This window comes from Pontibacillus chungwhensis BH030062, from assembly GCF_000770675.1.
Lineage (GTDB): Bacteria > Bacillota > Bacilli > Bacillales > BH030062 > Pontibacillus > Pontibacillus chungwhensis.
In genome coordinates this window covers 1-22,444 of sequence record NZ_AVBG01000010.1, presented here as the reverse complement: position 1 = coordinate 22,444, position 22,444 = coordinate 1, and the positions used below count along the sequence as shown (strand labels likewise).

Here is a 22,444-nt window from a genome sequence, read left to right as displayed (position 1 = left end):
AATCATCAATTGATTTCGCTCTTTTTTTGTGGATTAGTCCATCTATTCATAGGAATGTTGTAAAGATTTGTGACTTTTGTCCGATAAAAGAACCATAAGATTGAAAGGGTTTACATATTTGGTGAAGACGTGATGGGGAGTGGTGGAAGATGTTTAAATGGAGAGATATGAGTATTGGTCGAAAATACATGTCGGCCTTCTTGGCGAGTGTGGTCTTATTTATTATTTCAGGTGTTATTATTTTACAAGAAATGCAGCAAGCACAAGAAAATGTTTCAGCCCTTGAAAGAAGAGGAGATCGAGCACTTGATATTGCAGAGATGGGCTCTCTAATCCGTTCCATGGATATAAGCATTACGGATTATATTGAATTGCCAAATGGAAAATCTTTAGAAGAGTTCGAAGAGAGTCGTAAGAAATTCGAAGCGTTAAAAGAAGAAGTGGAACCTAAGATGGGGACAGTTTTCCAGGAGAAATTATTTAAACGAATTGTTGAAGCTCAAGAGGATATGGAAGAACGCCTATTAAATGAAATTGTTCCCGCAGTTGAAGCAGATGAGTTGAATGTGGCAAATCGCTCTAGGCGATATGTTAGCAACTCGCGATTATCTGCTGTTGAATCCATTGTGCAACTTGAAGAGGTTGTGAATGAGGAACGGGCTCAGGCGGTGAAGAATGCGAAAGAGAACTTAGCGCGCAGTGTAATCGTCTTATTTGCATCGATCATTGGAGCGGGTATTCTTGGGACCGTTCTCATATCACTTGTAAATAGAAAAATTCGGAGAGGACTGGCCAGGGTTGTGCAAACAGCAGACGAAATTTCAGAAGGAAACTTAAACGTTCAAGACCTCTCCTTTAAACGAAATGATGAAGTTGGGAAACTCGCAACTTCCGTAAATAACATGAAGCATCACTTGCGCCACGTGATTCAAAATGTTACCACTGCGACTAATTCAGTTTCTAGTAAGAGTGATGAATTGCAACAAGCGTCCAATGAAGTTCAAGAAGGAAGCAAACAGATCGCTTCAACGATGCAGGACCTATCTTTCGGTTCAGAAACGCAGGCTCACAGCTCTCAGGCGTTAGCGGAAATGACAGAATCCTTTACAGCTAAAGTGCAAGAGGCAAGCGCTAGTGCGGAAGTGATTTCATCTACCTCAGGAGAAGTTCTCTCAATGACAGAAGAAGGCGCGCGTTTAATGAAAGAATCGGTCGATCAAATGGGAAGAATTGATGCGATCGTCAAAGGCTCCGTTGAAAAGGTGCGGGGCCTGGATGCGCAGTCTAAAGAAATATCTGAATTGGTACACGTGATTAGAGATATTGCAGATCAAACCAATCTACTCTCTTTAAACGCTGCCATTGAAGCAGCCAGAGCTGGTGAACATGGAAAAGGATTTGCCGTTGTGGCTGATGAAGTACGTAAATTGGCAGACCAGGTATCTAAATCAGTCGGAGACATCACAACAATCGTTGGTAGCATTCAAACAGAATCTGGGTCGGTAGTGGCTTCTCTTGAGAAAGGATACAAACAGGTAGGGGAAGGATCCAAGCAAATTCAAGTCACTGGTGAAACATTTGATACGATTAATGCATGGGTTTCTGATATGGTTACGAAGATTCAAGGTATATCTGGAAACATGAGAGACATTGCTGATCAAAACAATCAAATGAACGAATCGATTGAGGGCATTGCTTCTGTCTCAGAAGAATCTGCCGCAGGTGTCGAACAAGCAGCTGCCTCTTCTCAACAATCGAGCAGTGCGATGGAAGAAGTGTCCAGAAGTGCTAGTGAATTGGCACATTTAGCAGAGGAGTTGTCTGAGGAGGTTAGGAAGTTTAGATTGTAGGAACAGAGGTAGCCTGAGAATCAACGAGTTTATCTATATAATTAATAACTTATAAAAAAATCGTCTGCTTAGACGATTTTTTATTTTGAAGAAAAATTTAATAAGATTTAAGCCAAATGAGATACCAATTCGTCTAATGAGTGAAAATCAAACAAAGAGAGGGTGAACAACCATTATTCGCTTAGTGAAAAAAGCTCAAAAGGGAAATGAAAAAGCTTTTGTTGAACTCTTTAGTCAATATCAAGAAGACATATACCGGATTTCTTATACTTATGTAAAGAATCAAAATGATGCTTTAGATGTAGTTCAAGAGGTAGCGTATCGTTCGTTTAAGAAAATGGACACGTTAAAGCATCCTGAGTATTTCAAGACATGGCTAATTAAAATGGCCATAACATGTTCGATTGATCTAATTCGAAAAAATAAAAAGGTCATTACCATGGATGCAAGTTATGAAAACTATATAAGGGCAGAGGTTCAAGACACTACCTTATCGCTAACTCTGCAAGAATTGCTAGATAAGTTAAATGAAGAAGAAAAGAGTATTATTATTTTAAAATTCTATCAAGGTTATACCTTTAAGGAAATTGCTGAAATATTGGAGATTCCTTTAGGAACAGCAAAATCTATTATGTATCGGGCATTGCAGAAGCTGCGAAAAGATTTAGGGGAGGTTGGAAGGTGTGAATAACATCAAAGAAGAATTTGAAAAGATTGAGATACCTGATGAACTAAATAGCAGAGTTGCTTCAGGAGTGAAGCAAGCTAAAAGAGAGAAGAAGAAAAAGAAAGGATATCCGAATTGGGTCATGGGGGCAGTCGCTTCGGTTATGATTGTTGGAATAAGTTCAACGCTAGGAGGTTCATATATTGTAGATGCAACAGAGTCTTTGTTGAACCAAATTTTTGGTGCGAAAGAAAAGGTGACGGAGGCATATCCTGAAGAAAGTTCTGAAGAAATTAGTTTCATGGAACAACACATAGAATTCGCAAAAGAAAATTTAACAGAAGAAGAGTTCACACACTTAAGTGACTTATATAAGGAACAGGCTGAGATATGGCGGGGAGTGCGAGCAGAAAGTAGGGAGCCTGATGATCAAGAAGCGGCTAGGTTACACGAAATAAAAGGATTACAGTTTTCGTATGAGAATCAATTTGCATTGAAAGAGGCTCAACACCTTTCAAGTTACACAGTTACACAACCAACGTATGTTCCTGAAGGGTATAGTCAAACGAAGGAAAACTTTTTTATAAAAAATAAAGGCGATGAACCAGTTGTTACATTCGAATATAGTAATGGGGATTTTGGGTATACGACCTTTCAACAGGAAATCAATCAAACAGATGACTTCGAATATATTTGGAACAGGTTTGAAAATACTGAATCCTACTCTTTAAACGGGTATGAGTTTACTTTTAAATACTCTGAAGAAAAGAAAGAAAAAGGTATAAGGGTAAAAGCACCAGAAAAGGGATATAAAATCACTTTATTAGCTGACAGATTATCAAAAAGAGAAGCGGAAAAGATCGTGCTGTCTATGCTTGAGTAGTAAAATGAAACCCCATTTGATTGGAAGTGTATTTGTGATCAAAAGTTTAAACAGCAATTGGCAATGTACACGAGACTCTGTTTCTTGTAGATGAGTGAATAAAAAGGAAAGAAGCTCAAGGTAGAGTAGTTACCTTGAGCTTCTTTCATACCTAATGAAGCAAACGATGGAGAGATTCTACATGGGCCCGATCTTCATCAATAATTTGTTCAATAAGTTCCTTTGTCTCAGGGTCAACATCCCCTTTCACAATCTCCTCAGACAGCTCGACAGCATAGTAACTTTCAGCCCTGACGGCGCTGTCGATGATTTTATCGGTCTCATCTGGCATCATAAATTCACCGATAAATCCTTGGACGGAGCCGATTATCCCTTCATCATCGACCGGTGTGCCGTTAAGATCTTGAATTCTTGTGGATACTTGCTGAGCATGTTGTTTATGTTCTTGTTGGATTCGTTGAAATTCCTTTTTAATACTAGGGTCTTCTAGTTTCTTTATATAATGTTCATATGCGTGAACGCCCATATATTGTCCCTTAAGGAAGGTGTTTAATGTTTTAATGACATCTCTTTCAGACATATGGTTCACTCCTTTTTCGCTTAGTTTTTCTTTAAGCTACTGTAGGTATGTATGTTGTTTTCTCAATTTAAACCTTTGAATCATAAAACTTCATATAATTTACAACGACTCCTCCTAAAGTTCGCATTTGTGTAAAGAATTGATTAATTTGAAAATCGGAAGCGATATCTATGTTACTTTTACAATGTATTCGAACAATGTAAAAGGGGTGGAGAAGTTGAAGAGACAAAAGAGTTTCATAATCGCCGTTATCTGCACATTACTGATTGCTTGTGTACCGATGGGGGATGTGGATGCAGTTACTGAGCAGGATGTTGTGATCAGTGAGATCGCCTGGATGGGAACGACGAATAGTTACAATGATGAATGGTTGGAGCTTACAAATAATACAGGCTCTGAAATGAGTTTAGATGGTTGGACTCTAGAGGCTCAAGATGGATCTCCGAGTATTTCTTTAACAGGGAGTATCCCAAGTGGGGGAACGTTTACCTTAGAGCGAACGGATGATTCTACTGTTACAGAGGTGACAGCCGATGTTATTTATTCAGGTTCCTTAAGTAACAGCGGGGAAGTTCTGGAGTTACGTGATTCATCAGGTACTTTAGTCGATTCAGTGGATAGCTGGTATGCAGGGGACAACAATTCGAAATCTACGATGGAACGTGTCAGTCTTGGTGGAAGTGGAACAAACGCAACCAACTGGGCAGATGCAACAGCTACATATAGCGGAGGATACGGTACTCCTTCAGGAAGTAAAGAAGAACCTCTTTGTGATTCGAAAGAGCACTTAAATCAAGTATCGAATACAGCGGGTTCCATTAATGTTTACTTTAATAAATGTGCATATGGACAGTATGCAACGAGCGGGAACGAAGCGAACTATAACGTGAATCTTGAAGATCGATTGATTCAGCGTATAGAAGGGGCAACAGAATCAATTGACCTGGGTACATATGAAATCAACTTGCCTAGAGTCATTGATGCCCTTACAAAGAAAGCGGCTCAAGGCGTGGATGTGCGTGTTATTGCAGATGCGAAAGACGGTAGTGACCCTCATTACACAGAGCGCTACCAGACGATGCGTCTTTATATGGAGCAGCTTGTCCGAGGGCAGGACGGAACGATTGGTACAGCTGACGACGTAGAAGTATTCTCAGATTCTATTATGTTAGCGGTGGAAGACCAAGCCTTACGTGATCAATACGGCTTACCTAGTACGGTTAGCGGAATGGACTATGTGACGGTTGAAGTAGGTTCAGGTACAGACTCTGGCTACATGCTAGCAGATGCTGAAGAGAAGGAACCAGGAAGCTACTATTCCCCCGGAAATCAAATGCACAATAAATTTGCCGTCATTGATGGAAAATGGGTCTTCACCGGAAGTTGGAACTTTACGAAAACGGGCTTGTATGGTTCAGATGAAAATTATCAAAACGATGTATTAGGCGGAAACACGCAGCATGTCGTTGAGCTTCATTCTAGTGAACTAGCAGGAATTTATAAGACTGAATTTGATGAAATGTGGGGAGCAAGCGGTATGACACCAGACCCTGCAGCTTCAAACTATCATGGGAGAAAGATCGACAATACACCGCACACCGTTACGGTCGGAGGAAAAGAAGTTGAAGTCTATTTCTCTGCAGGTGATGATGCGGTTGGTCACATGGCGAACGTCGTGAAAAACGAGGCGGACTACGGAGCTTACTTCACCATCTTTGCCTGGTCAGATCAGGCGCTAGTAAATGAGCTGAAGAATAAGTGGGAAGGTAGTTACGCAGATTTAGAAGGTTCCTTAACGGGCTTTGATGTAAAGGGCGTTTACGATGAAGGCTTCTGGAATCAATGGTGGTCGGCTTCGATCGAAATGACAGGTCGAACAGCTTCTCAAACGTCTGAAAATAATCCAAACGTACGCTGGAACAATGCAGCACCTGTCTATGAGGATAACGAAGACCGTAAGCTTCATAGTAAAACCATGCTGATTGACCCGACACATCCAGAAAGTGACCCGACGGCGATTGTTGGATCAACGAACTGGAGTACGAACGGGAATGACATCAATGATGAGAATATGCTTTTCATTCATGATGCAGCGATTACGAATCAGTTCTTGCAAGAGTTTTATGCACGTTATGATGCGGCTGGGGGGAGTATTCCGGCTCAGTAACAATAGAATAATGTAGCATGGATAGCGCTTAGGGTTATAAACTCTAAGCGCTTTTTCTTGTTAATGGTGATGTATTTCTTTAAAAGGTATTTATTCATTTTTATTGAAGTGTAGAGAGTAGATGTTTTTATTTTCCATTACATAGTTTCAAAGAGGAGAGGTTTAATGAATATTCGAAGAGCTGTAGATCGTGATGCTGAAGGAATTGCCAAGGTACATGTGGATAGTTGGAGAACGACCTACAAGAATATTATACCTGATAAGGTCTTACAGAAATTATCCTATGATCAGAGAACAGGATTATGGAAAAAGAATATCTCAAAGGACGGAAACTTTGTTTTTGTTGCAGAAAACGAAAATGGAGAGATTGTCGGATTTGCCGACTGTGGAAAGAGAGAGAATAGTAGCACTGAGAATGCTGGGGATTTAACTTCCATTTACCTTCTTGAAGAATACCAGGGAAAAGGTATAGGGAAAGAGTTAATGAAGCGGCTGTTTCAACAATTTAGAGAGTTAAACTATACTAAAGTCTTTGTTGAGGTATTAGATGATAACAAAACTCGTTATTTTTATGAGCATTACGGAGCCGAACTTTTAAAGAAAGAGACGATCAAGATGGGGGGCGCTGAATTATCACTTCTCATCTATCAGTGGGAGAGTATTGAAGGGGTAAGTATATAGATTTCTAAGGTGATACATATTGCATCAACTTATTGGGGTTTATACCCTTTGGTGGCCAAACTATAAGAATTCAAAAGTAATTTTCAAGGACGTTAGCGTGTCCATTTTTCTCTAGTTGCCGTTACTATGATATTAGAAAATAAATTAGTGAAACCTTATTAGGGGATAAAGCATCTAACAAGTAGGGTGGTTGTAGTGGTCGCGCATGGAACGTGCACTAAAGTGATCATCATAGATTTCGGTGTAGTATCTGAGCTTATCGATTAATAGTAAAGTAATGAGATAATAAAGGAGGGGAGCTTTTGAGTTATGTCCCGTTTGTTGCCCTTTCAGTGGTATTTGTATTGCTTTCTTTAGTTGTGTTATTCATTATTTTATTAATTAAAGTGATGAAAGGTTGAACAATTAGATAGCAAAATAGTTTATTTTTTGCTAACGGATGCGATTGCTTTTTATTAACTTATAATTACGGAGTAGTTGAATGAGGAGTTAAAAGGAATTTCATAGTGTAGGTGTTTCTGGGTGGCCGCGGCCGGGGGAGTATTCCAGCTTAATAAAAACTAGTATAAAGAAGTACAAATAGCGTATAGAGTTATAATTCTATACGCTATTTTTGTACCTTTTACCTGGGTTTTGTTCTCCAAGAGGTATTTATTTATATTAAGGTTTATAGAGGAGATTTTTTCTCATTACATAGTTTCGGGGTGGAGTGTTTTTTTACCAAGGCCTATTCGGAGTTTTTACGAGTTACTTTCTGTTTGCTTTAACATCTTGTAGTGATTCTTCTAACTTCTTTATTGAAGCATCTAGCATTCTCTCGTAAATGTTCAAGATTAATTCACCATAATTGTCTCCAGGCACAGCCCATTTTCCATTGAGAACTTCCCATTTAGTTGCTGAATTCCTATCAACCAGGCCGAAGCGAGGGTCTTCTAATGGGTATTGGCCTGGTAAGGGGGCGGAGGAAGCATAGGCATATAAATGCTGTATATGAGCAAGCACCCCTTTTTCTGGAGTGTCAAAGCTTGCTCCTGGATTGTCAGAACTTGTTGCACCAAGCCCGCAGAAGTTGTTTTGCTCTGGCTTAACTACACCTGTAAAACGAAGATAATCTGTTTCAAGCATAGCTTGAGCGAAGGCTATGTCACCTCTAATGCCATAATATTGACCGTATAGGAGATAATACAATCCGATTTCAGTAGCATCTGGGTTAACACTCTTTGCAAACTGATTCATTTGGTCAGGGGATAAGATGGTACTGCCTAAAATAGGGTATCCTGCTTGTTCAGATACTTCGCCTTCTGGTCTAATGATGTAAGCATCTTTGATCCCTGCTTGTTTCACTTGTTCTAACTGTCGTTCAGCACCTTCCTTTTCTATAAATGCTCCAGCTTGGACGCGGTAGAATTGGTTGCCATCTATCAGTAACGGATCAACGAACGCGGAAATGCTTTTGGATTTGAGATACGATACGCGCTCGTCTGCGTTATCTCTTTGCTTAAATGAACCGGCAATCACCTTATATATTTGTTTAGCTTCTACTGGTCTAGGTTGAAGGTTAAATGCTTTTGCTAATCCATTGACATGTCCTATGGCAATCTTTTGCCGCCATGATGCTTGTTTTATTAACGCAGCATCCTTTTTGTTATCAATAAAGCCGTTTTCAGTTAACAAAGCGGGCATAGTGGATTCGCGTAAAACATGAAAGTTAGCTTTTTTTTGTCCGCGATCTTTTAGCCCATTTATTTTCATGACTTCTCCATGAATAACATTTTGATATCGTGCTGTAATGGAAGAATTAGATAAACTATCATGAATAAAATCCTCATACCCATTCGCTTTGCCATCAAGCGCGTTGCAATGAATAGATAAATAATAATCAGCACCCCAGGCGTTAGCCTCTTCGGTTCTCTCAGTTAAGCTTTTAGTCCGATCATCAGTGCGACTCATTAGGACTTCGACATTTTCATAATCATTTAATATGCTAGCACGTATTCTCAACGCTATATCTAAATTAATATCTTTCTCCACAATTCCATCCCCAATAGCTCCAGGGTCTTTTCCCCCATGACCAGGGTCTAGATAAAGCTTCATGTAATAACCTCCATTTCATTAAAAAGCTTGTGTTATACTCTTACGATATGCTTGTATGATAGGAATGATTGGGGTTGTATCATTCTGTATAAAAATTTTTTAATAAACTGTTTATAAGTTCAATTCCTGAAACTGATATACGAAATTTATAATAAATGTAACTGTTCAGGTAGTAAGGTGAAAATGTATTAAATGAGCTTTCTCACTCCAACTAGTGTGGAAGATTATGTTAAGATCATTACGTATACAGTCGAAAAGGAGTGGGATAGTATGATCTTTGAAACGGAGAAAATCAGGTTTAGGAAACTTGAAAAGGATGATATGGAATTACTTCACCGGTGGCAGAATGATACGACGGTTCATACGAATATGAGTACGTCGATTGATTTATATAGTATGGAGGACGTTGAGAAGTTCTATGAAAGAATGAAGGAATCGAGAAGCTATATCATCATAGAGAAGGATGGGGGCAAAGAAGTTGGGAGTATTACCCTTGTGCGTGAAAACAACCAACAACAAAATGCAGAGTTTCTTCTGATGATTGGGGAGAAAGAGTATTGGGGTGAAGGGTATGGCAAGGAAGCCCTCTTATTATTCTTAAACTTTGTCTTTATGGAACTCAATTTACACCGAATCAGTCTAAAGGTATTTTCCTTTAATGAGAAGGCTAAGAGCATGTACGAGCGGATGGGCTTTAAGGTAGAAGGGCAGCTACGTGAGGTCTTCTTCCGAAATGGTGAGTGGCACGACATTTTCATTATGGGAATGCTTCAGGATGAATATCGTACAATGTACACGTAACAGTTTTTTGCACTTTCGTTTTAGAACGAAGGTGCTTTTTATTTATGGAAAATACGAGGAATTAATGGATATTTATGCTAAACTAATGAGATAAGAAATGGCTTCCCTAAAGCATAATTATGAGCACGTCGCTAAGAAAGTTAGGATTATCATTTCAACAGCACAGGAGATGAAGGACATGAGGACTGATCGATTAGCACCATTGAAAGCAGCGAAATTGTTTGTCGACGCATTCTTCCCACAATGTAGTGGGGCTTTATTAGCTGGAAGTACGGTTCGCGGAGAGGGGACAGCGAAGTCGGATTTAGATATCGTTATCTTTGATCAGAACCGTTGCTCCTCTTATAGAGAGTCGCTCATCGCCTATGAGTGGCCTGTTGAGGTCTTTGTTCATAGTTTAGAATCTTATCGGGCGTTCTTTGAGAGTGATGTAGAGCGGGCACGTCCTTCATTACCTCGTATGGTCTCAGAAGGGGAGATTATAAAGGGGTGGGACGTTGTTATGCCGATTAAAGCAGAAGCAGATCATGTGCTAAATCGGGGCCCTGGGAAGTGGTCGGATGAAACGATTCGCATGAAGCGGTATTTTCTGACTGACACGCTAGAAGATTTCATCGGTAGTGAAAATCGGGCTGAAACGTTATGCATCACCTATACGCTAGCGAATCAAATTAGTGAATTTGTCTTGCGGACAAACAGAAAATGGGTTGGCTCCTCTAAGTGGGTCATTCGGTCTTTGAAAGAGTATGACCCTGAGTTTGCAACTCGCTACAGTGATGCGTTCGATTATTTTTATACATATGGAAGCAAGGAAAGAATCGTTCAACTCACTGAAGAAGTACTGGCACCTTTTGGAGGACGGTTGTTTGATGGATTTGTGTTAGGTGAGAAATAGAGGAGGTCGTGTGAATGTTCTATAAGGAATATCGTGAAGAGGATGAGGATGAAAGACATTTACCGATTCGTCATAGAAAGGCAGTGCGAGCAGTGATCTGGCATGCCACGAAAATCTTATTGGTTTACACGAAGCAAGGGATCTATACGTTTCCAGGAGGAGGCGTATAGGCGGATGAGAGTGATGAGGAAGGCGTTATCCGGGAGGTGGCAGAAGAGACAGGGTATGTGAATTGTGTCGTAAATGAGAAAATCGGTGCGGTTGTGGAGAGCAATCCTGACCATAAGAATCCAGGTATGGTTTTTGAAATGAAATCTGATTACTACACGTGTGAGTTGAAAAATGATGAACAGATCCCGTTGCAGCTAGAAGGGTATGAAGTTGCCGAAGAATACGACCCGCGATGGGTGACGCTCGAGGAAGCGATTGAGCAAAATGAGGCAGCAAGAGGGTACGGAGAAGCCCGGTGGCTACGGCGTGAAACGTATGTACTGAAAGAATTACAGAAGCAATGGCAACAGGAGGGGAGTAGGTGAGAAGTTATGATGAGATGATGGATCTTATTTTGGGGAGAGCAAGACAGGATGAGAACATTCGGATCGTTGAACTCAATGGCTCAAGAGCGAATTCTCGTGCTGAAGAAGACCGATTTCAAGATTACGACATTATCTACTATGTAGAAGATCTTCACCCCTATTTAGAGGATCATTCCTGGATTGATGTCTTTGGTAGCAGGCTCATTATGCAAATGCCTGATTTAAATGATGGTCTTCCTGAAGACGGGGAATGGAAGCGCTTTGCGTACCTCATGCAGTTTGAGGATGGCAACCGAATTGACTTGACGCTCGTCTCTCTAAAACACCTCCAAGAGTCTCTCCACGCACGAGATTATCGCAAAATTTTATTGGATAAAGACGATCGGATTAAGGAGTCAGTAGATACAGTTGAAGACCCTTTTCTTATACAAAAGCCTACGGCAAGAGATTATGAGAGATGTGTGAATGAGTTCTGGTGGGTCAGTACGTATGTGGCAAAAGCGTTGTGGAGAGAAGAATTGACCCTTGCGAAATATATTATGGAAGAGCCTGTTCGTGATATGCTTATTCGCATGCTGTCGTGGGAAGTAGGAATTCGAACAGACTTTACCGTGAGTGCAGGAAAAGGTGGTAAAGATCTCGGGAAATACCTTGACCCTAAAGAGTGGAAGCAACTGGTTGCTACATATCCTGATGGAGAGTACGAGCGTATCTGGCAAAGCTTATTCACAATGTGTGATTTGTTTGAGGAAGTTTCGGAACACGTAGCTTATGTGTTTGGTTTTGAAAGGTCTGATGAAGGAGAACGGGTAAGGCCTTATTTACACCAAGTAAGAAATTTGCCAGTTAGGTAGTCAGCGTTAAGCTGACTACTTTTTTGATGGGGTCATTTAATCTCTGTTGTGACTTTATATAATTTGTTCTTATAAAGATAGCGAGCACCGTCCATCGGTTCCGTGTAATATCCGACTGAAAGCACAACCTCTTCATCGTAGATAAAATCAAGATAAAAATCAGGACTAGCCATATCGACATTTGAAACATCGTCTGTACGGGCTCTTCTTAAGTCGGCAAGTAGGTCATTGATCGTATCTTGATCCTTAATCGTGAACTGCAATTTTCCAGTTCCTGACCCCTGTTGATTCTCATAAACGTTAATGGATGTCGCTTCAATATCGAAAGCTTCGTTTTGGCAAGCGCTCAGCAAAATCAAGCAAAGCAATAAGGGAACCATTGCATATTTCCTCATAAGGCACTCTCCTTCTACGATCACTCTATTAATTAGACGATTAGAAAGGGAGAAGAGTTACACCATTATGGAAACTTTATGATTTATTGCGGCTTTACTACGCTAGAGCACTAAACGGTGCCAGACACGCTTTGCTTCGCTAAAGCGCGTCTGGCACTGTTTTAATGATTTTTAGCATCTTGTATAATCCACTCGGCTGCGTCGTAAAGGGTGGGGAAGGTAGCGTTAGCAAGACCATAGTCTTCGCCTAAGAAAACGGTTTTCGTTCCGGCATTCTGTCCGGCCTCGATGTCTGGTTCTCGGTCACCGACCATGTAAGAAGCGGACAAGTCAATGTCGTGTTCTTTAGCTATATCCTCAATCATTTTGCTACCAGGCTTACGGCATTCACAGCCCTCTTTTGGCTTGTGGGGGCAGTAGCACACCTCATCAATCTCTGCTCCTAGCTTCTTCAGCTCGTCGACCATGTATGTGTGAATGTCTTGTAGCTGCTCTTCCTTCATATACCCTAAACCCACTCCGCCTTGGTTCGTGATGACAGCGATTAAGTCAAAAAGACCTGATTCATTCAGCATTTGAATGGCCTCAGGGACTTTGGGGAGAAAGAACAAGTCCTCACGTTTATTTACGAATTTCACGCGGTCTGTCAGAACTTCGTTGATTACACCGTCCCGGTCCAGAAATACAGCTCGCTTTGTCATAAACATCCCTCCATCAATCTTCTAACAGGTAGTATACCCAAGAAGTCTGTATATATGGAACTGAGGCATTTAATGTGTATGAGGCCTTTACGTTTACTGAGAGGAGAGAGGTGTCTGGGGAACGACTCGCTTTCCGCGGGCGAGCTGTCGAGCCTCCTCCCTCACTTCGTTCAGTCCGGGGTCTCGTCGACCTCTTTCTCCCGCAGGAGTCTCCCCGTTCCCCAGACACCTCTTGCTATAGGTAGTGAAAGGCCTCGCAGCTTTAATACTTTGAGGGTGATGCATAATTCCCGTGCATGGCATGTTCCAAAACTACCTTACGCTCATTACAGAGAAAAAAGCAAAGCCAGTAAGGCTTTGCTTAAGAGATGGGGATTGCTGATGGGTACTGTTCTTTCAGACGTTCTCCTAGGTAGGTTGCGAGTTGCAGCATACCATATACGCCTGATACGGCTTCGGCGTCTGAGTTGTAGTTGGTGTTTGTGTTCACATCGTATGTGTATACATTTCCATTATGGTCCTGGATCGCTTCAATTCCGGCTACTTTAATGTTATTAGAAGCAAGGAAAGCTTCGTAAGACTCAATGATTGGGTCTGCATACCCTTCTAGAATTTCAAATTTTGCACCGCCTGTTTCTTCTGTGCCGGTCGGGCAGTGTAAGTCTTCGATGGTGCAGGCGTCAGCTGGGCATAGTTCGAATCCTCCTGAGGTGTCGACTTTCACGGCGTAGAGGAACTTGCCGCCTACGAATTCGTGACGGACGATATACGGCTTTGGAGCTTCGATATATTGCTGGACGAGTGTGATACCGTCGACGGGTTCTTCAAACGAGTATCCATACACATATTCTTCAAGTGCTTTAAGGGAGTGGAAGAGCTGTACGCCTTGCCCTTTGCCAGCGCGGTTGTGTTTCGTAATAAATGGAGCAAGGTCAAGCTTTTTAGCTGCTTCAATAATTTGATCTTTCCCGACGGCTGTAATCGTCTTTGGCGTGGTGATGCCTTCTTGATTTAACGCCATATACTGGTTCACTTTACTAAGCTCAAGGCGCAGTGCGCGGCTGCCGTTTACAACGGTTCTGCCGTGACGTTCAAGCCAAGCCAGTACGGCTTCTGTGAATTCGGGTGCGAAGCGGTGATCACGAGTGTGAGAAGAAGCACTCATTCGATTGTAGAAGATTCCTTCTGGTGGCTCCTCCGTTAGATCAACTGTGCCCTGGTCTAAGTGCCATAACTCAAACGGCAAGCCAAGCTCCTTTAGGCGTCCTGTTAAGTGATCGGTCCATTCATCGTTTTCATGTAATACGTAAATCTTTGTCATTGTGGTACCTCCTTGAAGTGTGTGCGTTTCTCTTCTACGAGTGGCATAACGTCTCTGCTAAAGCGCTCCATCTCTTCTAGCTGCGGAGAGCATTGAAGAAGAAGCAGATCAAGCCCAGCTTGTTCGTATTGTAAAATGCGTTCAGCAATTTGATCGGGTGTGCCGATTAGTTTCGGACGCAGTCCCCGGTTGGAGACGGAGTAATCCTGCAGATCGACTTGCTGTTCAAGCTGTGACTTACTTGTGAAATCACTGTACCCAGCGTAAGCTCCAGAATCTTTTACATCTGTAATCCGGTTTAATTCCTGAAGAGCTTCTTCTTCCGTATCGCGACAAATGACATAAGCCGCCATGCCGAAAGATTGGAACGGTTCTTGCCCGGCTTCACTACGTCTTTCTTTCATATCATCAATCTTCGTCTTAATTTCATCGACCGTCCCCCCATGCATGACATAGGCGTCACAGTGATTGACGATCGTTTCTTTTCCTCTTGGGCTCTCGCCACCTGCGTAAAGCTTAGGATACGGCTTTTGAACAGGTTTCGGATGAAGGTGGGTGTTCTCAATGGAATAGAATTTCCCGTTGTAGCTGACAGGCTCTTCTTTAGTCCAAAGGGATTTTAACACTCTTAGAAATTCATCCGTTCGATCATACCGTTCATCGTGTGCGGTGAACGAGCCACCGTATTGCTTTGCTTCCTCTTGCCACCAGGCGGACACGACGTTTAACGTGAAGCGACCTCCTGAGATTTGATCAATATTTGCGGCCATCTTCGCAGTCACGGCTGCATTATGAAAATTCGGTCTGACCGCTGCCATAATCTCTGTTGTTTCCGTCACGGCAGCTAGCCCTGCCGCTGTTGTCCAAGCTTCCAAAGAATCCTGATCGGTTCCTTTTATATCATTTAAATACAACTCCGCAATGAGCGTCGTATCAAATCCTAATTGTTCACCTCGTTGAACGACTTTCTTGGCATAATCGAATGTGGGAGGCATGCCCTCATCTTCAACATTTCTAAGCCAACCTCCGAAAATCGGTAACCAATATCCGTACCTCACCTGACTCAGCTCCTCTTTATAATAGTATATCAGATTAAACAACCCAAGTTACTTGGAATTAAAAGTTACGCGTCCAATTTCCTTCTATGTATATGAAGGAAGGTACTAAAAAACCCCCTCAACTTGTCCTTCAGACGAGATGAGAGGGCTCCGAATACGAGTCCCGCTCTCTCATCTTTCAGGCTTTCACCTGGTTGGAATTGGCACGGTATTCACGTAAGAACCCGTTGCCGAGGTATCAAAGGGCCAGTCCCTCCACCTCTCTTGATAAGAAGAGTTAATTTTCGAACTTTTTTGTTGATGATTATATTACGCTCTTATAAGTGAGTTGTCAATGAAATGTAAGTCAAAACTTTCACCTTAATGTTGCGTATTTATCTTGGTTAATTTCAGACGGTGGTTCTATTGACCTATGATAAAAGGGGTCTTCCTTCCTGATTCAGTAAGGCCGAATGTCTGATAAACTAATACTAAGGAAATAATTTTTGAATTTTCAGCATCTTTGTTGAACACATACAACTAGTCCAATATGGTATGGGGGAATCTTTGGTGCACATCGGGAGAAGAATTAAATACGTAAGGCAATTACGTGGCTTATCGCAGAGTGAGCTTAGCGTTGGGGTGGTTTCAGCTACTCATCTTAGCAATATTGAATCGGGTAAGTACGTTCCGTCTAAAGATATTCTTGTGCTTTTTGCGGACAAGCTAGAGGTGGATGAGGATTACTTGTTGGAGTACGAATACATGGATCAGGCCTTAATCGACCAGATTATAGAATTGAAAGATGCGGTCGTTATAGGTGATGGTTCAAGAGTGAAGAGTCTGCTGAATCATTTGGAGTCTCTGGAGGATCAAGTCGTTAAGGGGATTTATAGTGAGCTACTATATACGCTCATTAAAGGTGCTCATTTTATGAAAGAGGGGGGCAATCAAGATAAACTAACCTCGATTCATTTATTAGTAAGCCTTTATATAAAAGATGGGGAGATGCTAGACGATACCGTGCTCTCGTCATTCCATGACTACTATTTTGGTTTATACCACTTTCAACACAATCATATACATGCAAGTTTAAAACACTATTATAGACTCGTAACCCAAACTGACGACAAATTAGAGGAAGGTTTGTTCTTCTATAATATTTCTTTGCTGCATAAGCAGAACAGGGAGTATTATAAGGCGATTGAAGCAGCGAAAGAGTGTCTGCATGTGTTTCAGCAAAAGCTCGAATGGGACCGGTTAGGGGAAACGTATAATATGATAGGTGCTATACATTGGGAGATGACTGAATGTGAAGCAGCAATGGAATACTTTCACAAGGGAGAAAAGATTGTCAATATGACAAATAATAAAAAGTTGAAGAGTCGCATTCAACATAATTGCGGACTGATTAATAAGCAACTGGGTGATTACGGGACTGCCATCTATTATTTCAGGAAGTCGATAGAGACAAAAGTCGAGGATGGAGACCTGCACAATATTGTTCTTCCATACCGTTCCTTAATAGGTAGTTTGATAGATCGGAATAAGGTTGAAGAAGCCAAACTCGTTCTTAGTCATGCCAAACAACATTGCCAATCAGAACAAGATCAATACTACTTAAAAGAGTTAGAAGCTTTTATATTTGAGAAAGAGGAAAGGTTTGAAGATTTCGAACGCTGCATGAATGACTTAATAAAAGAATTGGAAGAACGCGACTACCAATATAAGTTGAAAGGTCTCTATGAACGACTTGGTGATTATTATTATAACAATCGGAAATATAAATTAGCTGCTTCTTATATGAAAAAAGAAATTCAGTTAAGCTCCGTTTAAGAATTGTACTTGAGTCTATTTAAGTGGATAAATATAGAGGTTAACGCAAAACCTTTGGTTGAAACAATCAATTTTATGCAGTGTTTTTGTAATGTTTTGTATTAACTCAAAATTATTCAATATAATCTAAAAATTAGGTATGATGTTTATAGATTAATCAAGGAGGGCTTATCGTGAAAAAGTTAACAACTGTAGTAGCAGCTATTCTATTGACGTTAGGTTTTGGTATGTTTCAGGGAGGGTTCGATTTAGCTGGTGAAGAACCTGATGTTGCCGGGTTAAACGATGAAGAGGTTGTTAGCTAAAGTCTCTTTTTTAGCCGAGAATCTAATATAATTTATAGATAGCATAAAGGGGCTTGTGGCTCATGATCAGGGTGAGATCTCTGAAATGAAGCCAAGCCCTTTTTTATTTGCGTAACCTTGAGTCTATCATTACTGGTTTTCCGGTATTGGTGGACTTATTGTTTTTCTGGGGGAAAATAAGAATGTTAAAAGCTTGGATTTAGTGGTGTTTTCACTACTGATTCTTTGTCAGGGAACAAAAGATTTGAATGGAAAATAAAAAGAATAGCAAATAATCTGTAATATTTCGTTAAGTAGTAAAACTATTCAAAAAAGTAAGAATATTTTGTATGATTAACTCAGATCAAAAGTACAGCCCATTACATAAGAGGTTGCTACTTGAAAGGAGGAGTACTCATGAAGATTGAAGTGAAAAAGACTGAAAAACTTAAGCCGACATTCATCCCTTACGGTGGCTAAACGTAAAACGTAGTCAGCTTCACCAATCTATTAAAAAGGGGGTATTCTTCATGAAAATCGAAGTGAAAAAAACCGAAAAGCTTAAGCCAACATTCATTCCATACGGTGGCTAAGCGTAAAGCGTAGTCAGTTTCACCAATCCAGCATAAAGGAGGTATTCTTCATGAAAATCGAAGTGAAAAAGACCGAAAAACTTAAACCGACATACGTGCAAAATTATGCTGGCTAAGACTTGGAATACTTAGCTTACCCAAACTATATGAAAAGGAGGTCATCTACATGAAAATTGAAGTGAAAAAGACCGAGAAGCTCAAGCCAACTGTTCTTGTACCGCCTCCATATGCTGGCTAAGGGCCGCTTTGTATAGCGGAAGGTGTACTAAATAGGAAGAACGATCACAGGGGCCGTATATGAAAATGTACGGTCCTATTTCTATAATAGGAGGGTTTCGAATGAATGTAGCGTTTAAGAGAACGTTAAGACCGGTGGTTCAGTTAGAGGAAGCTATAGAAGTTGGAATGAATGAACAGCGTACCATCATCAATGATCCCGAGGGATTGGTTTACAAACTTACTGAGCTCCTGGATGGCAGTAGAACTAATGAAGAAGTTGCGATTCAGTTAGGGATTACAGAAGAAGAAGTAAATGAGGCGATAGGGGCCCTTGATGGACTTGGCTTTCTTGAGTCTGCTGAAGTCCCAGTCTCTTTTCTTGCGTCTGAACTTGAGCGATATGAAGCCAATTTAAACTATTATTCAAGCTATTCGAATCTATCGAAAAGTAAGTATGAGTATCAAGGGAGTCTGAAGGATGCGAAAGTAGCCGTTATCGGTCTTGGAGGAGGCTGTTTAACAACAGCTTACTTTGCTGGGCTCGGTGTAGGTGAGATTCGTGGTGTAGACTTTGATACAATAAGTCGCAGCAATTTGAATCGTCAGTTTATCTTCAATGAAGAGGACGTTGGCCGATTGAAATCCGAAGTTGCACAGGAAAAAGTCGAGAAGATTAATCCTGATGTGAAAGTAAAAATGTATAACCGAGAAATTACGTCCCATCACGATTTGTTAGATATCATTGATGGCTGTGACATCGTTGTGAGTATGATCGATACGCCTGCTATCGTAGCCAACAGATGGGTGAATGCTGCTTGTTACATAAAAGGAATTCCGTTTTATCAAGGAGGGTTCCTGAATAAAATCGTCATGTGGGAACGGCTCGATCCTGCTTCTGGTTCTTGTTATGATTGCCGTCTTATTAACGGACTGGCGGAGGAAGATTCTGAAGAAAGCCGATTAAGAGCGGTGTACAATAAAGTTTTCTCAAGAAGAAATACTGGATTTGCGCCTCATGTTTCGATGCTCACAGGCTTCTTTACATCTGAAGTTGTAAAACATCTAACAGGCTACGCCGAATTGGCAAAGCCTTACTCTCAGTTAAATACAGAAACCATGGAACTGAATCAGAGCGATTTTGAATTTACCAGGGTGCCGACTTGTCCTACGTGCAGTCAAGATCACATAGAAGAGATCTCAACTTTAGATGAACTCATTGAATGTGCAAATGAAATGAGGGTCGTTCATGGGTAACCTGGTAAAAGAGCATTGTCTGGATTGTACCCATTTATCGATCCAGCAGGACGGGGAGGAGTACACGATTGGAGACCCTGTTTTGGGGGAGTTCATACGTGTGCCTGATGTAGCGGCTGATGTGGTTCGAGGATTTGATGGAGAGAAGACGATCGAAGAAGTGAAAGAGAGCGTAGAGGCGAAGTACGGAGAAGAAGTGGATGTGCTGGATTTTGCTGAAACGCTTCTTGAAATGGGTCTTATCCTGAAGATCAATGGTGTGGTATTAAATGAAGAAGTAGATCGTGAGGTGAATCCTCGTCTGCAAAAGGCAGGCAGCATTCTTTTTAGTAAGCCACTAATGATGTTCTACACCTTGTCTGCTGTGGCTGCTGTCTTCCTCATTGCTTATTCTCCTTCCTTATTCCCTAGTTTCAGAGATGTCTTCTTGTTTGAATCAGTCGGTCTTAGTGCAATTTTAATCTTATTAACCATATCAGCTGCAACGATCATTCATGAGTTTGCTCATGTATTAGCTGCCAACAGGCTTGGTGTGAAAACAAAAGTTCAGCTAAACTTGCGCATGATCTTTCTTGTAGCAGAAACGGATATGTCAGGACTTTGGTCGAGGGAGAAGAAAGAGCGATATACTCCGTATTTGGCGGGAATGGCCTGGGATGGGGTTATGATTTTAGCTTGTCTTTTGGTTCAACTATTCGTGCCGATCGCTTTTATCGTTTCCTTTGCCCAGATGGTCACGTTCTTTCTCTTATTCGGCGTAATCAGTCAATTTGTTATATTCTTAAGAACAGATATGTATTTTGTACTGATCAACTGGGTAAACACGTCGGCGCTTCATGAGCATAGTCTTGTTCTCTTGCAAAAGATATTTCTTCGTAAGCGTCAAGACGAGTGGCAGCGTTTAGCCCCTCATGAGAAGAAACATGCGAAGTGGTTTTCGGTGCTCTATATGTTTGGAGGAGCTGTAGCGACCTTTTTATTCGTTTACTTCCAGATCCTCCCGTCCCTTTACGGGTTGCAGCAAGCATTTGAGAATATGACGCAACATACGTTCACAAATCTTTACTTCTGGGATGGAATTCTTGTCATTGTGGCGCTTTTGATTCAAGTCGCAGCATGGTTAATCGGTTTGCGTACTGCAAGACAGGAACGTCAATCGAATCAAGCTGTAAGTGCTTAGAGGATTTTGTTAGAGTTGTTTCTTAATATTGTAAACTAAACAAGACTTCCATATATGGAAGTCTTGTTTAGCGATGGACCAAGATAACTGCTTGTTCACCCACCTTGCCGATCGATCACATCCCCGTCTTTTGATAACCCTCGAACAATGGGTTGCTGACCGATCTGGATGTAATAGCGTGCTACTCCATTTTTCCTAATAATTTTTGCTTCTTCGAATGATTCATCATCATGTGACTTGGTTTCAATAATGGCAATCTCAGGGTTGTTTATTTCTCCAAACACCACATAAAATTCATGTAGTGCATTACCTTTATTGTCATGAACGCGCAGAGGCTCACGGTAAACCGTCATATTGTCATTTTCATAATGAGTCCATCCACCAACTCCAAGCTTCTCCCAGCCATCCTGGTGACTTCCTTTAAAGAAAGCTAACGCAAGTGCTTCGAAATCTGCGTGTGGTAATTCGTCTTTATCTGGATCAGTTGTGTACATAACGATGTTTACTCCATCGTAATTTTCGATGTGGATTAGATCATTAACCTCGTAAGGTATGCCTTTTTCAATTGCTTCTTGGAAACTATCGTACTTTCCAAGTTCAAAATTAGAAGAATTAATCCATACAGCTAAACCCGAAACCGCTAAAGTGATCACAATTGAGGCTATAATCTTTATCCTATTCATTCTGTCTCCTCCCTACAATTTATTTAGACCTTTAGACCATGTTCCATGTTGTATGAGTGATTCCCTTTCTAAATTTAAACTGTTATGAAGTAAATTGGTGGCCTAAGCGTACCATAGTATTTTGTGTGTTGTATTAAATTCTCTTTTATTCGTTCGTAGAGACTTCATCTTGTAGTAGTTCTAAAAACTGTTCTCTGTGTTAGTGGTGATTTATTTGTGTGGCGTATAGGGAGAAGTATGATCCGATGGCTTGGATCCAGTTTCCGATGCTTTCGAGTGTTTGTGCGTTTTGGCCTTTTAGTTCTTTTCCTTCTGCGAGGGCTTGGAGACTGTTGCCGATCATTTGGAGAAGGTCTCCGTATATAATGTAGAGGTTGAGTAGGGTTTGTTCTTCTGAAAGAGCTTCTGCAAGGGAGGTTCCGCTTCCTAGTGCTTGGAGCAGGTTTCCTTTGATGAGGAGCGTGAGTCTTGTTTGTTCTTCTACAGGCAAGAGCAATCCGCTTACAACGGTTGAGTTTCCGGTAGCTTGGATCATGTTCCCAAGCTTGTTGAGTGTGAACGCGTCTTCTGTATCGGCGAGGAATGCGCTTCCTGTGCCTTGAAGGACATTTCCAACAACGTCGAGATCCTTTGAAAGGGTGGAAGGGAGAGACAGGGAAGGGGTGTTGCCTAGTGCTGCTAAAGTTGTTCCAATGGCAACGACCCATGCTCCGAATGTTTCCCTCTCCATGCCCCTCACCCCTTTTGTAGTAGTGTAAACAAGAGGGAGTTATGGTGTGACAGAAATGCTTGTAATCTATGCAACTATGTAAAAAGGGGCGATTTTATCAAGCTAGTAACTGGATAAATGAAGAAAAAGGAGTTGACTTTCTATAGGAGATTTCGTATTATAATAATTGTCTGAAACAATTGTAAAATTACATATTTCCCAGG

21 protein-coding genes, 1 pseudogene and 1 riboswitch are annotated in these 22,444 nt (G+C 41.2%); of the genes and pseudogenes, 14 read left to right on the top strand and 8 right to left on the bottom strand.

Annotated elements, in window-relative coordinates:
* Positions 1-149 precede the first annotated feature (149 nt).
* The 3 genes from N780_RS12975 to N780_RS12965 all read left to right on the top strand — a co-directional run bounded on the left by N780_RS12975 (position 150) and on the right by N780_RS12965 (position 3,400).
* Positions 150-1,850 carry a methyl-accepting chemotaxis protein gene (locus tag N780_RS12975; protein WP_036784810.1) on the top strand — a complete coding sequence of 567 codons (1,701 nt, stop codon included), beginning with the start codon at positions 150-152 and terminating at the stop codon, positions 1,848-1,850.
* Between the two features lie 184 nt (positions 1,851-2,034).
* Complete coding sequence (locus tag N780_RS12970) at positions 2,035-2,541, top strand: sigma-70 family RNA polymerase sigma factor (RefSeq protein WP_232299538.1); 507 nt, start codon at positions 2,035-2,037, stop codon at positions 2,539-2,541.
* Positions 2,534-3,400: a DUF4367 domain-containing protein gene (locus N780_RS12965; protein ID WP_036784804.1), complete on the top strand. Its 867-nt coding sequence runs from the start codon at positions 2,534-2,536 to the stop codon at positions 3,398-3,400. The genes N780_RS12970 and N780_RS12965 overlap by 8 nt, the downstream gene beginning before the upstream one ends.
* A 151-nt stretch (positions 3,401-3,551) precedes the next feature.
* Here the strand turns inward: N780_RS12965 and N780_RS12960 are convergent, their stop codons facing one another.
* A complete protein-coding gene (locus N780_RS12960; RefSeq protein WP_036784802.1) occupies positions 3,552-3,980 on the bottom strand; it encodes a ferritin-like domain-containing protein in 429 nt (142 codons plus the stop codon).
* Between the two features lie 208 nt (positions 3,981-4,188).
* Between N780_RS12960 and N780_RS12955 the strand changes: the two genes are divergently transcribed.
* Positions 4,189-6,147, top strand: coding sequence for a phospholipase D-like domain-containing protein (locus tag N780_RS12955; protein WP_438942508.1), 1,959 nt, complete (start codon positions 4,189-4,191; stop codon positions 6,145-6,147).
* Positions 6,148-6,312: 165 nt separating this feature from the next.
* Positions 6,313-6,828 carry a GNAT family N-acetyltransferase gene (locus N780_RS12950; protein ID WP_036784798.1) on the top strand — a complete coding sequence of 172 codons (516 nt, stop codon included), beginning with the start codon at positions 6,313-6,315 and terminating at the stop codon, positions 6,826-6,828.
* Positions 6,829-7,575: 747 nt separating this feature from the next.
* Here the strand turns inward: N780_RS12950 and N780_RS12945 are convergent.
* On the bottom strand, positions 7,576-8,922 hold the full coding sequence (locus tag N780_RS12945) for an N-acetylmuramoyl-L-alanine amidase (protein WP_036784795.1): 1,347 nt from the start codon (positions 8,920-8,922) through the stop codon (positions 7,576-7,578).
* Between the two features lie 192 nt (positions 8,923-9,114).
* Here N780_RS12945 and N780_RS12940 point away from each other — a divergent pair, with 192 nt between their 5' ends.
* From N780_RS12940 to N780_RS12925, 5 genes and pseudogenes are all read left to right on the top strand, one after another.
* A complete protein-coding gene (locus N780_RS12940) occupies positions 9,115-9,723 on the top strand; it encodes a GNAT family N-acetyltransferase (protein ID WP_052115062.1) in 609 nt (202 codons plus the stop codon).
* Between the two features lie 178 nt (positions 9,724-9,901).
* Complete coding sequence (locus tag N780_RS12935) at positions 9,902-10,618, top strand: nucleotidyltransferase domain-containing protein (protein WP_332307818.1); 717 nt, start codon at positions 9,902-9,904, stop codon at positions 10,616-10,618.
* A 14-nt stretch (positions 10,619-10,632) separates the two neighbouring features.
* Positions 10,633-10,788, top strand: a complete 156-nt coding sequence (locus tag N780_RS19895; RefSeq protein ID WP_156969175.1) for an NUDIX hydrolase — start codon at positions 10,633-10,635, stop codon at positions 10,786-10,788.
* Between the two features lie 15 nt (positions 10,789-10,803).
* Positions 10,804-11,154: pseudogene (locus tag N780_RS19285) on the top strand (NUDIX hydrolase); the annotation flags it as partial.
* The gene (locus N780_RS12925; RefSeq protein ID WP_036784792.1) at positions 11,151-12,008 is read left to right on the top strand and encodes an aminoglycoside 6-adenylyltransferase; all 858 of its coding nucleotides are present in this window, start codon (positions 11,151-11,153) and stop codon (positions 12,006-12,008) included. The pseudogene N780_RS19285 and the gene N780_RS12925, both read left to right, overlap by 4 nt.
* A gap of 32 nt (positions 12,009-12,040) precedes the next feature.
* Here the strand turns inward: N780_RS12925 and N780_RS12920 are convergent, their stop codons facing one another.
* The 4 genes from N780_RS12920 to N780_RS12905 form a co-directional block, all read right to left on the bottom strand.
* Positions 12,041-12,403, bottom strand: coding sequence for a hypothetical protein (locus tag N780_RS12920; protein ID WP_036784789.1), 363 nt, complete (start codon positions 12,401-12,403; stop codon positions 12,041-12,043).
* A gap of 161 nt (positions 12,404-12,564) precedes the next feature.
* Positions 12,565-13,104, bottom strand: a complete 540-nt coding sequence (locus tag N780_RS12915) for a D-glycero-alpha-D-manno-heptose-1,7-bisphosphate 7-phosphatase (protein WP_036784787.1) — start codon at positions 13,102-13,104, stop codon at positions 12,565-12,567.
* A gap of 361 nt (positions 13,105-13,465) precedes the next feature.
* Complete coding sequence (locus N780_RS12910; protein WP_036784783.1) at positions 13,466-14,425, bottom strand: ATP-grasp domain-containing protein; 960 nt, start codon at positions 14,423-14,425, stop codon at positions 13,466-13,468.
* Positions 14,422-15,483 (bottom strand): LLM class flavin-dependent oxidoreductase, encoded by a 1,062-nt coding sequence (locus N780_RS12905; RefSeq protein ID WP_036784781.1) that lies wholly within the window; start codon positions 15,481-15,483, stop codon positions 14,422-14,424. Before N780_RS12905 ends, N780_RS12910 begins: the two co-directional genes overlap by 4 nt.
* A gap of 168 nt (positions 15,484-15,651) precedes the next feature.
* A riboswitch (SAM riboswitch) is annotated at positions 15,652-15,757 on the bottom strand.
* Positions 15,758-16,032: 275 nt separating this feature from the next.
* Here N780_RS12905 and N780_RS12900 point away from each other — a divergent pair.
* The 4 genes from N780_RS12900 (at position 16,033) to N780_RS12890 (ending at position 20,828) form a co-directional block, all read left to right on the top strand.
* Positions 16,033-17,298: a helix-turn-helix domain-containing protein gene (locus N780_RS12900; RefSeq protein WP_036784778.1), complete on the top strand. Its 1,266-nt coding sequence runs from the start codon at positions 16,033-16,035 to the stop codon at positions 17,296-17,298.
* 173 nt (positions 17,299-17,471) lie between these two features.
* Positions 17,472-17,603 (top strand): hypothetical protein, encoded by a 132-nt coding sequence (locus N780_RS20285; protein ID WP_269746712.1) that lies wholly within the window; start codon positions 17,472-17,474, stop codon positions 17,601-17,603.
* Between the two features lie 911 nt (positions 17,604-18,514).
* Positions 18,515-19,648 (top strand): HesA/MoeB/ThiF family protein, encoded by a 1,134-nt coding sequence (locus tag N780_RS12895; RefSeq protein WP_036784777.1) that lies wholly within the window; start codon positions 18,515-18,517, stop codon positions 19,646-19,648.
* On the top strand, positions 19,641-20,828 hold the full coding sequence (locus tag N780_RS12890; RefSeq protein WP_036784775.1) for a hypothetical protein: 1,188 nt from the start codon (positions 19,641-19,643) through the stop codon (positions 20,826-20,828). Before N780_RS12895 ends, N780_RS12890 begins: the two co-directional genes overlap by 8 nt.
* 95 nt (positions 20,829-20,923) lie before the next feature.
* Here the strand turns inward: N780_RS12890 and N780_RS12885 are convergent, their stop codons facing one another.
* A complete protein-coding gene (locus N780_RS12885; RefSeq protein WP_036784773.1) occupies positions 20,924-21,511 on the bottom strand; it encodes a hypothetical protein in 588 nt (195 codons plus the stop codon).
* A 199-nt stretch (positions 21,512-21,710) separates the two neighbouring features.
* On the bottom strand, positions 21,711-22,241 hold the full coding sequence (locus tag N780_RS12880; RefSeq protein ID WP_052115060.1) for a DUF6944 family repetitive protein: 531 nt from the start codon (positions 22,239-22,241) through the stop codon (positions 21,711-21,713).
* Between the last annotated feature and the right edge of the window lie 203 nt (positions 22,242-22,444).

What these genes read in the sequence shown, in the direction of transcription:
- N780_RS12950 (WP_036784798.1), top strand. Translation starts at nt 6,313, where the DNA reads ATGAATATTCGAAGAGCTGTAGATCGTGATGCTGAAGGAATTGCCAAG.
- N780_RS12880 (WP_052115060.1), bottom strand. Translation starts at nt 22,241, where the DNA reads ATGGAGAGGGAAACATTCGGAGCATGGGTCGTTGCCATTGGAACAACT.
- N780_RS12920 (WP_036784789.1), bottom strand. Translation starts at nt 12,403, where the DNA reads ATGAGGAAATATGCAATGGTTCCCTTATTGCTTTGCTTGATTTTGCTG.
- N780_RS12935 (WP_332307818.1), top strand. Translation starts at nt 9,902, where the DNA reads ATGAGGACTGATCGATTAGCACCATTGAAAGCAGCGAAATTGTTTGTC.
- N780_RS12960 (WP_036784802.1), bottom strand. Translation starts at nt 3,980, where the DNA reads ATGTCTGAAAGAGATGTCATTAAAACATTAAACACCTTCCTTAAGGGA.
- N780_RS19895 (WP_156969175.1), top strand. Translation starts at nt 10,633, where the DNA reads ATGTTCTATAAGGAATATCGTGAAGAGGATGAGGATGAAAGACATTTA.
- N780_RS12910 (WP_036784783.1), bottom strand. Translation starts at nt 14,425, where the DNA reads ATGACAAAGATTTACGTATTACATGAAAACGATGAATGGACCGATCAC.
- N780_RS12945 (WP_036784795.1), bottom strand. Translation starts at nt 8,922, where the DNA reads ATGAAGCTTTATCTAGACCCTGGTCATGGGGGAAAAGACCCTGGAGCT.
- N780_RS12895 (WP_036784777.1), top strand. Translation starts at nt 18,515, where the DNA reads ATGAATGTAGCGTTTAAGAGAACGTTAAGACCGGTGGTTCAGTTAGAG.
- N780_RS12915 (WP_036784787.1), bottom strand. Translation starts at nt 13,104, where the DNA reads ATGACAAAGCGAGCTGTATTTCTGGACCGGGACGGTGTAATCAACGAA.
- N780_RS12890 (WP_036784775.1), top strand. Translation starts at nt 19,641, where the DNA reads ATGGGTAACCTGGTAAAAGAGCATTGTCTGGATTGTACCCATTTATCG.
- N780_RS12975 (WP_036784810.1), top strand. Translation starts at nt 150, where the DNA reads ATGTTTAAATGGAGAGATATGAGTATTGGTCGAAAATACATGTCGGCC.
- N780_RS12885 (WP_036784773.1), bottom strand. Translation starts at nt 21,511, where the DNA reads ATGAATAGGATAAAGATTATAGCCTCAATTGTGATCACTTTAGCGGTT.
- N780_RS12940 (WP_052115062.1), top strand. Translation starts at nt 9,115, where the DNA reads ATGAGCTTTCTCACTCCAACTAGTGTGGAAGATTATGTTAAGATCATT.